We start from the raw sequence: 12,670 nt of genomic DNA on the forward strand, positions 1-12,670 counted from the left end.
CTTCCGACCTTACTTCTACGCTTTGTAGAACTTCTACTTCTTGTAGAATGACGCCGATCACCCCGGGCGGTAAGGAGAGGGAACAGTGGCGCTGGGCGAGCTGGAACGCGCGGTCATGGAGGTGCTCTGGGCCGCGCCGGCGGCGCGCACCGCGCGCGACGTGCAGGACGCGCTGGCCGAGCGCGACCTGGCCACGACCACCGTGCTCACCGTGCTCGGCCGGCTGGAACGCAAGGGCCTGGTGGCCCGCGAACGGGACGGCCGGGCGCACCGCTACCACGCCGCCGGCACCCGGGAGGACCACATCGCGGCGCTGATGCGCGACGCACTGGACGGCGCGCCCGACCGGGGCGCGGTGCTGGCCAGGTTCCTCGGCGCCATGCCGCCGGACGAGCAGGCCGCGCTGCGCGACCTGCTGCGGTGACCGCTCTCGCCGCCACCCTGCTCGTACTCGGCGTGCTGCTCGCCGAGCCGGTGAGCCGGGCACTGGCCGCCGCCCGCTGGCCGGCGCGGGACCCGATCGGGGCGCTGCTGCTCTGGCAGGCGGTCGGCCTGGCCGGCGGCCTGGCGCTGCTCGGCGCGGGCCTGACGTTCGGGCTCGCCCCGCTCGGCGGGTCACTGCCCGCCGCCGCGTTCCGCATGCTGGACGACCCCCGCTGGCCGGCCGACCTGGGCCTGGCGCACTGGTTCGCCCTAATCCTGACCGCCGCGCTGGCCGCGCGCCTGCTCGGCGTGCTCACCCTGGCCTTCTGGCGCACCACCCGCGCCCGCCGCCGCCACCGCGACCTGCTGGACGTGCTGACCACGCCGTGGCCGTCCATGGCCGGCGCCCGCGTGCTCGCCCATCCCCTGCCGGTGGCCTACTGCCTGCCCGGCCCCCGGTCCCGGCTGGTGGTCAGCGAGGGCGCACTGGCCGCCCTGACCCCGGCCGAACTGGACGCCGTGCTCACCCACGAGCGCGCGCACCTGCGGGAACGGCACGACCTGGTGGTGCTGCCGTTCGTCGCGTGGGGCGCCACGGCACCCTGGGTGCCGGGCATGGCCCGCGCACAGGCGGCGGTGGCCGCGCTGGTGGAGATGCGCGCGGACGACGTCGCCCGGGCCACCCTGGGCCGGGCACCGCTGGCCGGCGCGCTGTGCCGGCTCGGCGGCAGCGCCGACCGGAGTGCCACGCTCACCTCGTTCTCCGCCGCGACCGCCGCCCGCCTGCGCCGGCTGGCCGCGCATCCGACGCCGCCCTCGATGGCGGCCCGGGCCCTGCCCCGGCTGGCCGCACTGGCCCTGATCGCGGTACCGACGGCGATGTTGCTGGCGGGGTGAACCAAATGCCACGTCGCGTCACGGCCGGTGATCATGCCCGGTCAGGAAGCGGCAGCCGGACCGAGGGTGGACATTTCGCAAATAGTTGAGCTGATGCTCAACAAGGTGTGGACCACCGGCCTGTGACGTCGTAGCCTGGGCAAAGAAGTTGCATCCGCACGAACCACCTGAACCGAGGGGGCGCAGGTGGCTCGGGCGCCTGCTCGGCGACCCTCGCTCCCCCGACGGTGCAGTTGGACCGGAGACCCCGTGCTCACCATCGATGCTGTCGCACGCCCGGAAAAGTCGGATTTCCGCCGTCAAATTCAGGCGCTGCTGTACGAGTCCTTTCGACAGGCGCAGGGCGACCAGGCCCTCCAGGTGCATTTCATCGAGTGTTATGCCCGGCAACTCCGGGAACGTGGCGTATCGATCGATCCGGCCATCCGCGCCGAACTCACCGAACGCATCCGGACGCGCCGCCTCCCGCGCGGACACATACCGATCCCCAACGTCGAACAGGTCAGGTCCCAGTTCGAGTTCTGGTGGCTGAACACCTGGGACATATTGCTTTCCGTGTACACCGGAGACGCCACGCGGCTGCCGGCGGCCGATCAGCTCACCGCCCGCATGGTCTCGGTGGGCGGAACACCCGAGATGTCCAGCTACACCCCCGACGAGATGCGCCGGCTGAACGACGGCTTCGCGCCCTACCGAGACGGGGCGGACCCGGCGAGGAGCACCCGGGAAATCATTCACGAGCGCTTCCTACCGAGCCTGGTCAGGGTGGAGTCCTATTTCCAGGGGAACGGCCCGCGCTACGCCGCACGACCCCGCACGGACGGCGGTGACATACACGAGTCCAGGATGCTGGGACATTGCCGGCGCGCCCATTTCCAGGCCGGTCGCGGGACGGCGGAAATCATCGACCACATCTATCTCGAGGTGTCCCACCGATTGTCCTGGCTGGCGGCGCACCGACCTTCGGACGACTCCTACGTCGCCTATACGGAACTGGTCCGGGCATACAACCGCAACCATCCCGGAACCCCCCGCGCCGACCTGCATTCGGACACCCCTCAGGACACGCCTCAGGACACGCTTTAGGGCACGCCCAGGGCGCGCAGGCCGGCGGTGACGCCGGCGGCGATGACGATCACCACCACCAGCGGGGCCTTGCACCAGGCGGCGATGGCGGCCAGCAGCACGCCGGCCGGGCGGGCCCAGCCGGCGAACACCTCACCCTCGAACACCGTGATGCTCGCGGTCAGCGCGGCGATCAGCACCAACGCGGAGAGGTCGAACAGCCGGGAGAACCGGTCGAGCACCCGCAACCGCTCGCGCAGCACCAACCCGGAGAGCCTGATCAGGTAGGTCCCGCCGGCCAGCGCGCCGACCACCCAGCCGGTCACGCCCCGGCCCTCGCCGGGCGCCCGGCCACGGCCAGCCCGAACAGCGCGATCAGCACCGGCAGCCCGGGCGGCAACCACGGCGTGGCCAGCAGCGCGAGCACCGAACCGAGCAGCGCCACCCGGCGGGCGTCGCCGGCGGCGCGCAGCGCGGGCAGGATCATGGCCAGCAGGGCGGCCGGGAAGGCCGCGTCCACGCCCAGCCGGTCCGGATCCGGGACCGCGCCGCCGGCCACCGCGCCGAGCAGCGTGCCCACGTTCCACAGGACGAACAGGGTGCCGCCGACCAGCCAGTACGCCCGCCGGGCCCGCTTCGGGTCGGTGCGCGAGGTCGCCGTGGCCACGGCCTGGTCCACCATCAGGTGGGTGCCGAGCAGCCGCCGGGGCCAGGACCTCCCGACCGCGTCGCCGACGGCCAGCCCGTAGGGCAGGTGGCGGGCGTTCACCAGCAGCCCGCCGAGCACCGCCGCGATCGGCGCGCCGCCCGCCGCCATCACGCCGACCGCGAGAAACTGCGCGCTCCCGGCGAACACCAGCAACGACATCGCCATGATCAGCAGAAGCGAGACGCCCTTGGCCTCCGCCACCGCCCCGAACGAGGCGCCCACCACCGCCATCGCCACCCCGATGGCCGCCGCCTCGCGGACATCCTCAGCCACCTCTGTTCGCCACACCGAACGCATGACTTCTATACTGAACACCCACGCGCCCGTTCGTCAAGCCGAACAGAAGGTCCAGTGAATCGAACAGATCCCGTGCAGCAGATCTCCCGGGCGCTCCGCCGGGAGCGCGAACGGGCCGGACTCTCGCTGTCCGAATTGGCCAAGCAGGCCGGCATCGCCAAGTCCACGCTGTCTCAGCTGGAGGCCGGCAACGGCAATCCCAGCGTGGAGACGCTGTGGTCACTGGCGGTCGCGCTGGGCGTGCCGTTCAGCCGGGTGGTCGACCCGCAGCCCCGGCCGGTGCGGGTCATCCGCTCCGGTTCCGGCCCGACGTTCGGCTCCGACCATGCCAGCTTCACCAGCACCATGCTGTCCGTGTGCCCACCCGGTGCGCGGCGCGACCTGCACCTCATCACGGTGGAGCCCGGCCCCGCACGCATCGCCGAACCGCACATCCCGGGCACCGTCGAACACTTGATTGTGACCAACGGTCGCATGCTCGCCGGGCCGGTGCGCGAGCAGGTGGAGCTGGCCGCCGGGGACTACGCGTGCTTCCCCGGCGACCTCGAGCACAGCTACACCGCGCTGCTTCCGGGCAGCTCGGGCGTACTGGTCATGGAGTACGGCTGACGTCAGGCCGGCGGGCCCCAGCTCTGCGCGCATTTACGCAACGGCGGCTAATTCACATTCACTTATCGTGCCTGTCGGGGCAGGTGGCGAGGCTTCGATCAACGCGGCTGGGCGGTCTGCCGCCGCTCGGGTGCGGCCCTGCACTGGATCCGGGCGCCGGCGACCTTTCGCTACGCACCGTGACGACAGAGACGGTTTCCGAACGAGTCCGCGCCGCCCTTACTCGCCGAGTGCACGCTGAGTCCGGTTTGATCATGCTGCGGACCGGACTCAGCGTGCACTCGATGAAGCCGGCCGCCCGCAGCCCGACCACGGTCCGTAACCAGGGCATGAAACCTGGGGCGGCGCAACGCGAGGCGCCGCACCGAGCCGCGGGAGGCCACCCAGCCGCGCCGTCCAAGCAATCTTGAAACCGATACCCCGCCCGGCCGAAGGTCGCTCGCCTGCGTGTACGGCGATTTCCTCGTTCGGCAGCCGCTCAGGCCGGCGGGGGCTGAGCCGGAGTGCCGCAGGCGATGTTGCTCAGCGCGCGGCCGCCGATGAGCTTGTTCTCACAGGTCACCAGGTTCCGGGTCGGGTTGTTGGCGATGTTGATCCCCAGGCCGGCGCCGGCCAGGCTGGCCGCGTTGTTCTGGAAGCGGTTGCCGGCGCCCCAGCCGGGCACCACCTCGTGCACCTGGTACCCGTCCCACCGCGAGTTGGTCCCGGAGTTGTCGGCGATCGTCCAGTTGTTGCCCTTGACGTCCACCCAGGAGTCGGCGAACCCGCCCATCAGCGAACCGCCGTCGAACGAGTTGCCGCGCAGCGTCCCACCCGTGGTGCCCTCCTTGATGTCCACCGACTCGGCCGTGGTGGAGCTGACCGTGTTGCGCTCGATCAGGTTGCGGTCGCTGCGGTCCGGGCCACCACCGCCGAACTCGGCCCAGTTCTTCTGCGCGCTGCCCACGTAGATGCCCTCGCCGAGATCGGCCGTCTCCAGCCCGGTGCGGCGGACCTCGTTGCCGCGCACCACGTTGTCGGTGCTGGCCGAGCGCAGGTGCAGGCCCTCCTGGCCGGTCTGCTCGATGAGCAGGCCCTCGATCACGTTGGCCCGGCCCCGGTCCACCATCAGGCCCTTCTGGCCACCCCGGATGGTGAAGCCCCGCAGCTGCCAGTTCGACGCGCCGTCCAGGTGCAGCGGGTAGCCGCCGGCCAGGCCGAGCACCGCGTTGCGGCTGCCGCACAGGGTGATCGGCTGGCCCGGGTTGCCCTGCGCCTTGGCGGTGAAGTTGCCCCGGTACTGGCCGTCGGCGAGCTGGATCACGTCACCCGGCTTGGCGGCGGCCAGGGCCTGGGTCAGCTCCGGTGAGCTGTGCACCTGCCGGGTCGCCCCCGGGCACCCGGCGGCCGGCACCCGTGCGGGCGCGGCGACCGGGGCGTTCGGTACCGCCGGCGCGTTTTGCGCGGCCGGTGCGTTCGGGACGGCCGGCTGGTTCGCGGCGGCCGGTGGCGCCGGCTGGTTCGCGGCCGGTGGTGCCGGTTCGGCCCTCGGCGCGGGCGCCGGCTCACGCTCCCCGGGACGCCCGACCGTCGGCACCCCGGGAATGCCGCGCGCCGGAACCTGCGCGGCCGATCCGACATCCCCGCTGCTCGGCGCGGCCGACGGCATCGCCGGCCCGGCGTTCGGCACCGATCCGGACGGCCCGGTGCTGTCGGCCGAGGGCGCCCCGGGCGACGGAGAATTGGTCGGGGTGGCGGGCATGGCGTTCGGCCGGGGCTGCGTCAGCTGACCGGTGTGCGCCCTCGGCACGACCTGGGGCGCAACCGGCTGCCCCTGCGGCACCGACTGGCCGGGCGAGCTCTGCTGCCGAGGCTGGCTCGGCGGCGACTGACCGGGTTGACCCGGCTGCACCTGGCCCGGCTGCACCTGCTGGCCGTACGGGCTTTGCGGCACCGCCTGCCCCGGCACGACCTGCTGACGCGGCTGAGCTTGCGACACCTGGCCCGCCTGAGTCTGCGGCACCACCTGCTGACCCGGCTGAGCCTGCTGACCCGGCTGAGCCTGCTGACCTGGCTGAGCCTGCGGCACCTGACCAGGCACCGTCTGCTGGCCCGGCGCCGTCTGCTGACCCGGCAGCGTCGGCTGGCCCGCCTGAGTCTGCGGGACCGTCTGGCCCGGCGGCGTCTGCTGGCCTGCTTGGGTTTGCGGAACCGTCTGGCCGGGGACTGTCTGCTGACGGGGCTGGGCCTGCGGCACCTGGCCCGGCACGGTCCGCTGACCTGGCTGGGTCTGCGGGACCGCCTGCTGACCTGGCACGACCTGCTGGCCCGGCAACGTTTGCTGACGCGTCTGAGCCTGCGGCACCTGACCCGGCACGGCCTGCTGACCCGGCACGGCCTGCTGACCCGCCGGAGCCTGCGGCGCCGTCTGTTGACCCGGCACCACCTGCTGACGCGTCTGAGCCTGCGGCACCGTCCGGCCCGGAACCGTCTGCTGGCCCGGCTGGGCCTGCGGCATCGTCTGACCCGGCAGCGACTGCTGACCCGCCTGAGTCCGCGGCACCGTCTGACCCGGCAGCGTCTGCTGGCCCGGCTGGGTCTGGGGTGCCAGCTGACCGGGCTGAGTCGGCTGGCCGTAGGGATTGGTCTGGCCGTAGGGGTTGGTCTGGTCCGACTCGTTGACCCGGCCCGGTTGACCGGGCTGGCCCGGCTCGCCGCCATTGCGCCCCGGCTGGCCGGGCTGGCCCGGCTGCACGACCACCTGGCTGGTCTGCCCGGGCACGGTCGGCGAGGCCGACGGCAACGACTCGGGCAGCGCCGACCGGGTCGACGGCACCGAAGGCAGGGACGGAGCGGCCGGCAACGGCGGCAGCGCCGACGGCGTGGACTGCGGCACCGATCCGGGTAAGCCGTCCGCGGTGGGCGCGGACGACGTCGAAGCTGCCTGCGCCGACCCGAGAGGCGTCGGCGGCAGCAGTGACGGCGGGCTGGCCAGTGGCTTCTCCGCACCCTGGCTGGCCAGCGTGATATCCACGGTGCTCGGGCCGGCGAGCTGGGTGCCGACCACACTCGTCACCAGCAGCCCCAGCGCCCCCAGCGCCGGGTACATCCGCCAACCTGGCGATCGCGCGTTTTGTCCTCGCATTCGATGTCTCCCCCGACCGGACCCGGGCAGGCGCGGCACAGGCCGCACACGACCGGACCCCTAGCGTTCCCGACCGTCACGGACGGCGGTCGCTCCATGGAGCAACGACCATCCAGGCGTCACGAACACCATCGGCCACTTCAGCCACAAAGATCATCGAGAGACCTACTCTCGGTAATCTCATCAGCCGAAATCACCTCGATGCGCGACGGTGACCCTTACTAACGATCACGCAGAGTACGGCGGGCGGAACGCGGGACAGCCGACGACACGCGGGCACGGACGAGCGGTCCGCCCCATCGTGTGGGGGAGACGAACAGCGACGAACCGACTACCAGCCGCGCTGGGCGTACCGCTGTTCGTCGGGGAGCTCGGTGAGGTTGATGCCGACCATCGCTTCGCCGAGGCCCCGGGACACCTTGGCGATTACGTCCGGGTCGTCGTGGAAGGTGGTGGCCTTGACGATCGCCTCGGCCCGCCGGGCCGGATCGCCGGACTTGAAGATCCCGGAACCCACGAAGACGCCCTCGGCGCCCAGCTGCATCATCATCGCCGCGTCGGCCGGGGTGGCGATGCCGCCGGCGGTGAACAGCACGACCGGCAGCTTGCCGGCCGCCGCGACCTCGGCGACCAGCTCCACCGGCGCGCGCAGCTCCTTGGCCGCCGCGTACAGCTCGGTGTTGTCCAGGCCGCCCAGCCGGCGGATCTCGGCGCGGATGGACCGCATGTGCCGGGTCGCCTCGACCACGTTGCCGGTGCCCGCCTCACCCTTGGACCGGATCATCGCCGCACCCTCGGAGATCCGCCGCAGCGCCTCGCCCAGGTTGGTCGCGCCGCACACGAACGGCACGGTGAACGCCCACTTGTCGATGTGGTTGGCCTCGTCGGCCGGGGTGAGCACCTCGGACTCGTCGACGTAGTCCACGCCCAGCGACTGCAGGACCTGCGCCTCGACGAAGTGGCCGATCCGCGCCTTGGCCATCACCGGGATGGAGACCGCCTCGACGATGCCCTGAATCATGTCCGGGTCGCTCATCCGGGCAACCCCGCCCTGCGCCCGGATGTCCGCCGGCACCCGCTCCAGCGCCATCACGGCCACCGCACCGGCGTCCTCGGCGATCTTGGCCTGCTCCGGGGTGACCACGTCCATGATCACGCCGCCCTTGAGCATCTCCGCCATGCCGCGCTTCACGCGGGCGGTGCCGAACTGGGGGGTCTCAGGGCTGTTTTCGGCGGACACGTTATGGTCCTCTCTAATCGGGCTAGACACACCGGGTTCGGCTGCACCTAAAGTGTAAGTCCCGATACCCCGCCCCTAGCAAACGATTCGCGTCACTCCGTCCCAGGCGGCCGGGTCCAGCGAGCCCAACAGGTCCCCGAGCTCCCTCGGATAGACCACCGCACCGGTGCCCCGCAGTTCCTCGGCGGTCCACCAGCGGTGACCGAGCACGGTGCCCCGCTCCAGGTCGGTGAACCCCGAGGTGTCCACCCGGTCCAGGTCGGCGGCGAGCAGGAAGAACTCCTCGTCGGCGGCCAGGTTCCCGCCGTCGAAGCTGAACACGGCGTGCCGCCGCCACACCGGCCCGACCAGACGGTCCAGCGGCACCCGCAGCCCGGTCTCCTCGGCCAGCTCCCGGCCGGCCGCCGCCCGGCCGTCCTCGCCCGGCAGCGCGCCGCCGCCCGGGGTGAACCAGAACGGCTCCCCCGGCCGCGCCGGGTCCACCCCCTCGAAGAGCAGCACCCGCCGCGCCGAGTCCAGCAGCACCACCCGGCCGGCCCGCCGCGACCGGGGCGGCGGCTCGGCCGGGCCGTCCGCCGGGGCGTCCACCTCGGCGATCTCGAAGTAGCCGGGCACCGGCGCCGTGCCGGCCAGCCGCAACCAGCGCACCAGCCGCCGCGACCGCAGCGCCAGGGTGTCCCGGACCGCGTCGTTGTGCACCCGCCGGGCCAGCATCACCCGCTGCTCGGCGTCGGTCAGCTCGGCCCGCAGCGGCTCGGGCAGCGACCGCGCGGGCAGGTCGCCGAGCAGCTTGCCGAGGTCGTTCTCGGCCGCCTCGCGCTCGGTCGCCGGGACCGTCTCGGTGCGCGCCGCCGTGGCCAGCAGCGTCTGGTCGTCCAACAGCACCGCCGCCGCCCTGGCCACCACCGCCCGCCGCTCCAGCGCGGCGAACAGGGCCGCCCGGGCCGCGTCGGTGCGCACGTGCAGCCGGTCCAACCGGTTCGCCCGCAGCAGGCAGCTGCCCACCAGCAACAACACCAGCACGGTGAACGCGCCGCAGAGCAGCACGCCCAGCGGGTCCATCACAGCGCCTCGCCGACCCGGAACGATCCCTCGGGGTGCCGGGCCACCAGCCGGCGCGGGTCGGCGGCGATCGCCGCGTGATAGACCCGCAGCACCGATTCGGCCACCACCGGCCAGTCGTAGCCGGCGGCCCGCGCCCGGCCGGCGGCGGCCAGCTCGGCCCGGCGCCGGTCGTCGCCCAGCAACGCCCGCAGTTGTTCACCCAGCGCGGCCGGGTCACCGGTGGGTACCAGCAACCCGGCCCGGCCGTCGTCGGTCACCCGGCGGAACGCGTCCAGGTCGCTGGCCAGCACCGGAGCGCCGGCGGCCATAGCCTCGGTGACCACCATGCCGAAGCTCTCCCCGCCGGTGTTCGGCGCGCAGTACACGTCCATGGACCGCAGCGCCGCCGCTTTGGTCCCGTCGTCCACCGGGCCGAGCAGGTCGATCCGGGCGGCCAGCTCGGGGCCGGCGCGGCGCAGCAGCCCGGCCTCGTCACCCCGGCCGACCACCAGCAGCCGGGGCTCCGGATAGGTGCGCAGAGCCTCCAGCAGCACATCCATGCCCTTGCGCGGCTCGTCGTAGCGGCCGAGAAAACCCACCGTGCGGGCGCCCGGCACCGGGTACCCCGGCAGCGGCCGGGCGCGCTCGAAGAACGCCACGTCCACCCCGTTGGGGATCTCCACCGCGTCCCCGCCGAGGTGCTCCACCTGCACCCGGCGGGCCAGCGGGGACACCGCGATCCGGGCGGTGATCTTCTCCAGCAGAGGCCGGAGCACCCCCTGGAAAGTGGCCAGCGCCCGCGACCGCACGGTCGCGGTGTGGAAGGTGGCCACGATCGGCCCGTCCGCCACCCCCAACGCGATCATGGACAGGCTGGGCGCGATCGGTTCGTGCAGGTGCAGCACGTCGAAGTCGTGGTCGGCCAGCCAGCGGCGCACCCTGGCGTAGGCCACCGGGCCGAAGGTCAGCCGGGCCACCGAGCCGTTGTAGCGGACGCCCATCGCCCGGCCGGCCGGGGTGACGAACTCCGGCAGCTCGCCACCCGCCTCCGCCGGCGCCAGCACTCCCACCTCGTGGCCGAGCGCGCGCAACGCCCGGGCCAGGTCCAGCACGTGGTTCTGCACACCACCCGGCACGTCGAACGAGTACGGGCACACGATCCCCACCCGCAAGGCGTTCACCCGGCCACCGCCGGGGCGGCCCGACGGTCCCGGTCGGCGGACCAGATGGGTTGCAGCATGTGCCAGTCCGCCGGGTGCGCGGCCAGGTCGGCGGCGAACACCTCGGCCAGCGCCTGGGTGGCGACCCGCACGACCGGACCGGTCGGGCCGTCCGGCACCTCGATCGGCGGGTGGAAGCGCAGGCCCCAGCCGTCCTCGGTGAACCAGCCGGCGAACGGCAGCAGCGCCGCACCGGTCCGCTTGGCCAGCTGCGCCGGACCGCCGGGGAACCGGGCCGGCTCGCCGCAGAAGTCGACCTCCACGCCGCCGTTGCCCATCTCCCGGTCCGCGACCAGGCAGACCACCTGGTTCTCCCGCAGCCGGGCGGCCAGGGTGGCCACCATCCGTGCACCGCCGTCGGCCGGCAGCACCTCGAAGCCCAGCGACTCCCGGTAGGCCACGAACCGGTCGAACAGCGAGGCCGGCCGCAGCCGCTCGGCCACGGTGACCAGCTTCGCCGGCCGGCCCAGCCGGCGCAGCGCCTGCACCAGCCACACCCCGGCCACGTCCCAGTTGCCGCTGTGGGTCAGCGCGGCCACCACGCCCTGCCCCCGGTCCAGCGCGCGGTGCAGGTGCTCCACGCCGGCCGCGGCCGGGTCCACCCGGTCGTGCAGCGCCACCGGGTCCAGCGCGGGCAGCCGGAACGCCTCGCACCAGTATCGGGCGTAGGAGCGCAGGCCCTCGGCGGTGAGCCGGTCCAGCTCGGCCTCGGTCGGCTCGGCACCCGCGTGCCGCAGCACCCGGGCCAGGTTCGCGCGCAGCTGGCGGGGACCGTCGCCACCTCGGCTCACGGCCAGGTCCGCGCCGGCCCGGAACAACCGGTGCGCCAGGCCGGCCGGCATGGCCCGCACCGCGCGCCAGCCCAGCGCGTAGCCGGCGTCGGCCAGCTGTTCGTTCATGGCGGCCAATCCGCGCCCGATCGCCGGTCCGGTCTCATTCACCGGCGGCCAGCCCCTCGTCCGGCGGTGCCGACTGTGCCGCCTCGGCCTCTGCCGACCGCTCAGCGCCGGCCGCCGAGCGGTGCACCGCGACCAGCCGCTGCCCGAGGGTGATCACGGAACCCACCGCGAGCAGCCACAGCGCGACACCCAGCGCCCCGGGCACCCCCAGCCCTTCCAGCGCGGTCCCCAGCAGGGCCAGGATCAGCCGCTCGGCCCGCTCGACCAGCCCGCCCTGGGCGGACAGCCCGCTGGCCTCCGCGCGCGCCTTCAGGTAGGACACGACCTGCCCGGCGACCAGCGAGATCATCGCCGCCACCGCCGTGTGCGGCTGGTCGCCGATCTGCAGGCACCACCACACCAGCCCGGCGAACAGTGCGCCGTCGGCGATCCGGTCGCAGGTGGAGTCCAGCACGGCGCCGAACGGGGTGGGGTTCCCCGCCGCCCGGGCCATCGCCCCGTCCACCAGGTCGAACAGCACGAAAGCGGTCATCACGCAGGCGCCCGCGAACAGCTGCCCCTTGGGCATGAACCACGCCGCGGCGGCCACTGTGCCGACGGTGCCGACCACGGTGACCAGGTCCGGCGGGATCCCCCACCGGACCAGTGCGCGGCCCAGCGGATCGGTCACCCGGCCGACCGAGGCGCGGGCGACGATGTTGTCCAGCATTTACCCCTACCGGCGTGCGACCTCTGTGACTGGTGGACTGGTTGGTGAACCCAGCCTATGCCGAGCCCGCCGCTGGATCATCGCGGACCACCCCGACGGCCAACCCACATACCAGCTCCCCCCTGATTCAGTCACTTCAGCACACTGATTCAGTCACCTGGGCACACTGATTCAGTGACTTCAGCACGGTGGTTCAGTTACTTCAGCATGGTGGTTCAGTCACTTCGGCCACTGCTGGGGTTCCGGGAAGTCGCGCACGTCGAGTGACGGCTCAGTCGCCTTTCGATCATGGATCTCCGAGCCGGAAGATGACCATCGCCACGCCGCCAAATCCAGGCCTGCTGAAGTGACTGAACCACCGTGCCGAAGTGACTGAATCACCGTGCTCAGGTGACTGAATCAGTGTGCTCAGGTGACTGAATCAGTGTGCTGAA

General features: G+C 72.8%; 14 protein-coding genes. 6 read left to right on the forward strand and 8 right to left on the reverse strand.

The genetic code is table 11. The features are described from left to right. The first annotated feature begins 85 nt into the window (after positions 1–85). The 3 genes from ABEB12_RS28620 to ABEB12_RS28630 all read left to right on the forward strand — a co-directional run bounded on the left by ABEB12_RS28620 (position 86) and on the right by ABEB12_RS28630 (position 2,406). On the forward strand, positions 86–424 hold the full coding sequence (locus ABEB12_RS28620; protein WP_185060529.1) for a BlaI/MecI/CopY family transcriptional regulator: 339 nt from the start codon (positions 86–88) through the stop codon (positions 422–424). Continuing rightward, positions 421–1,320: a M48 family metalloprotease gene (locus ABEB12_RS28625; protein WP_185060528.1), complete on the forward strand. Its 900-nt coding sequence runs from the start codon at positions 421–423 to the stop codon at positions 1,318–1,320. Before ABEB12_RS28620 ends, ABEB12_RS28625 begins: the two co-directional genes overlap by 4 nt. Positions 1,321–1,569: 249 nt before the next feature. Continuing rightward, positions 1,570–2,406 (forward strand): hypothetical protein, encoded by an 837-nt coding sequence (locus ABEB12_RS28630; RefSeq protein ID WP_185060527.1) that lies wholly within the window; start codon positions 1,570–1,572, stop codon positions 2,404–2,406. Here ABEB12_RS28630 and ABEB12_RS28635 read toward each other — a convergent pair. Together ABEB12_RS28635 and ABEB12_RS28640 are read right to left on the reverse strand one after the other, a co-directional pair. Then, complete coding sequence (locus ABEB12_RS28635) at positions 2,403–2,711, reverse strand: AzlD domain-containing protein (protein ID WP_185060526.1); 309 nt, start codon at positions 2,709–2,711, stop codon at positions 2,403–2,405. The genes ABEB12_RS28630 and ABEB12_RS28635 overlap by 4 nt on opposite strands. Next, on the reverse strand, positions 2,708–3,367 hold the full coding sequence (locus ABEB12_RS28640; protein ID WP_345703219.1) for an AzlC family ABC transporter permease: 660 nt from the start codon (positions 3,365–3,367) through the stop codon (positions 2,708–2,710). The genes ABEB12_RS28635 and ABEB12_RS28640 overlap by 4 nt, the downstream gene beginning before the upstream one ends. A 96-nt stretch (positions 3,368–3,463) precedes the next feature. On the opposite strand from ABEB12_RS28640, the gene ABEB12_RS28645 reads away from it, so the two are divergent. Continuing rightward, the gene (locus tag ABEB12_RS28645) at positions 3,464–4,000 is read left to right on the forward strand and encodes an XRE family transcriptional regulator (protein ID WP_345703220.1); all 537 of its coding nucleotides are present in this window, start codon (positions 3,464–3,466) and stop codon (positions 3,998–4,000) included. A 478-nt stretch (positions 4,001–4,478) separates the two neighbouring features. Here the strand turns inward: ABEB12_RS28645 and ABEB12_RS28650 are convergent, their stop codons facing one another. After that, the gene (locus ABEB12_RS28650; RefSeq protein WP_185060523.1) at positions 4,479–5,357 is read right to left on the reverse strand and encodes a right-handed parallel beta-helix repeat-containing protein; all 879 of its coding nucleotides are present in this window, start codon (positions 5,355–5,357) and stop codon (positions 4,479–4,481) included. On the opposite strand from ABEB12_RS28650, the gene ABEB12_RS28655 reads away from it, so the two are divergent. After that, entirely contained in the window at positions 5,314–5,769 is a 456-nt protein-coding gene (locus ABEB12_RS28655; RefSeq protein WP_185060522.1) for a hypothetical protein, read from the forward strand. The two genes, ABEB12_RS28650 and ABEB12_RS28655, sit on opposite strands and share 44 nt — an antisense overlap. 5 nt (positions 5,770–5,774) lie before the next feature. After that, the gene (locus tag ABEB12_RS28660; RefSeq protein ID WP_185060521.1) at positions 5,775–6,887 is read left to right on the forward strand and encodes a hypothetical protein; all 1,113 of its coding nucleotides are present in this window, start codon (positions 5,775–5,777) and stop codon (positions 6,885–6,887) included. Positions 6,888–7,455: 568 nt separating this feature from the next. Here ABEB12_RS28660 and pdxS read toward each other — a convergent pair. The 5 genes from pdxS to pgsA form a co-directional block, all read right to left on the reverse strand. Next, positions 7,456–8,364, reverse strand: a complete 909-nt coding sequence (pdxS, locus tag ABEB12_RS28665; RefSeq protein WP_185060520.1) for a pyridoxal 5'-phosphate synthase lyase subunit PdxS — start codon at positions 8,362–8,364, stop codon at positions 7,456–7,458. 75 nt (positions 8,365–8,439) lie between these two features. Next, on the reverse strand, positions 8,440–9,426 hold the full coding sequence (locus tag ABEB12_RS28670) for an NUDIX domain-containing protein (protein WP_185060519.1): 987 nt from the start codon (positions 9,424–9,426) through the stop codon (positions 8,440–8,442). Continuing rightward, positions 9,426–10,580 (reverse strand): glycosyltransferase, encoded by a 1,155-nt coding sequence (locus ABEB12_RS28675; RefSeq protein WP_185061328.1) that lies wholly within the window; start codon positions 10,578–10,580, stop codon positions 9,426–9,428. The genes ABEB12_RS28670 and ABEB12_RS28675 overlap by 1 nt, the downstream gene beginning before the upstream one ends. Positions 10,581–10,585: 5 nt before the next feature. Further along, positions 10,586–11,569 carry a phosphatidylinositol mannoside acyltransferase gene (locus ABEB12_RS28680; RefSeq protein WP_345703221.1) on the reverse strand — a complete coding sequence of 328 codons (984 nt, stop codon included), beginning with the start codon at positions 11,567–11,569 and terminating at the stop codon, positions 10,586–10,588. Beyond that, entirely contained in the window at positions 11,562–12,236 is a 675-nt protein-coding gene (pgsA, locus tag ABEB12_RS28685) for a phosphatidylinositol phosphate synthase (RefSeq protein ID WP_425572283.1), read from the reverse strand. Before pgsA ends, ABEB12_RS28680 begins: the two co-directional genes overlap by 8 nt. Between the last annotated feature and the right edge of the window lie 434 nt (positions 12,237–12,670).

Source organism: Actinospineispora eucalypti, from assembly GCF_039543365.1.
Classification (GTDB): domain Bacteria; phylum Actinomycetota; class Actinomycetes; order Mycobacteriales; family Pseudonocardiaceae; genus Pseudonocardia; species Pseudonocardia eucalypti.

Coding starts and splice junctions, on each gene's coding strand:
- ABEB12_RS28670 (WP_185060519.1), bottom strand. CDS start 9,426: ATGGACCCGCTGGGCGTGCTGCTCTGCGGCGCGTTCACCGTGCTGGTG.
- pgsA (WP_425572283.1), bottom strand. CDS start 12,236: ATGCTGGACAACATCGTCGCCCGCGCCTCGGTCGGCCGGGTGACCGAT.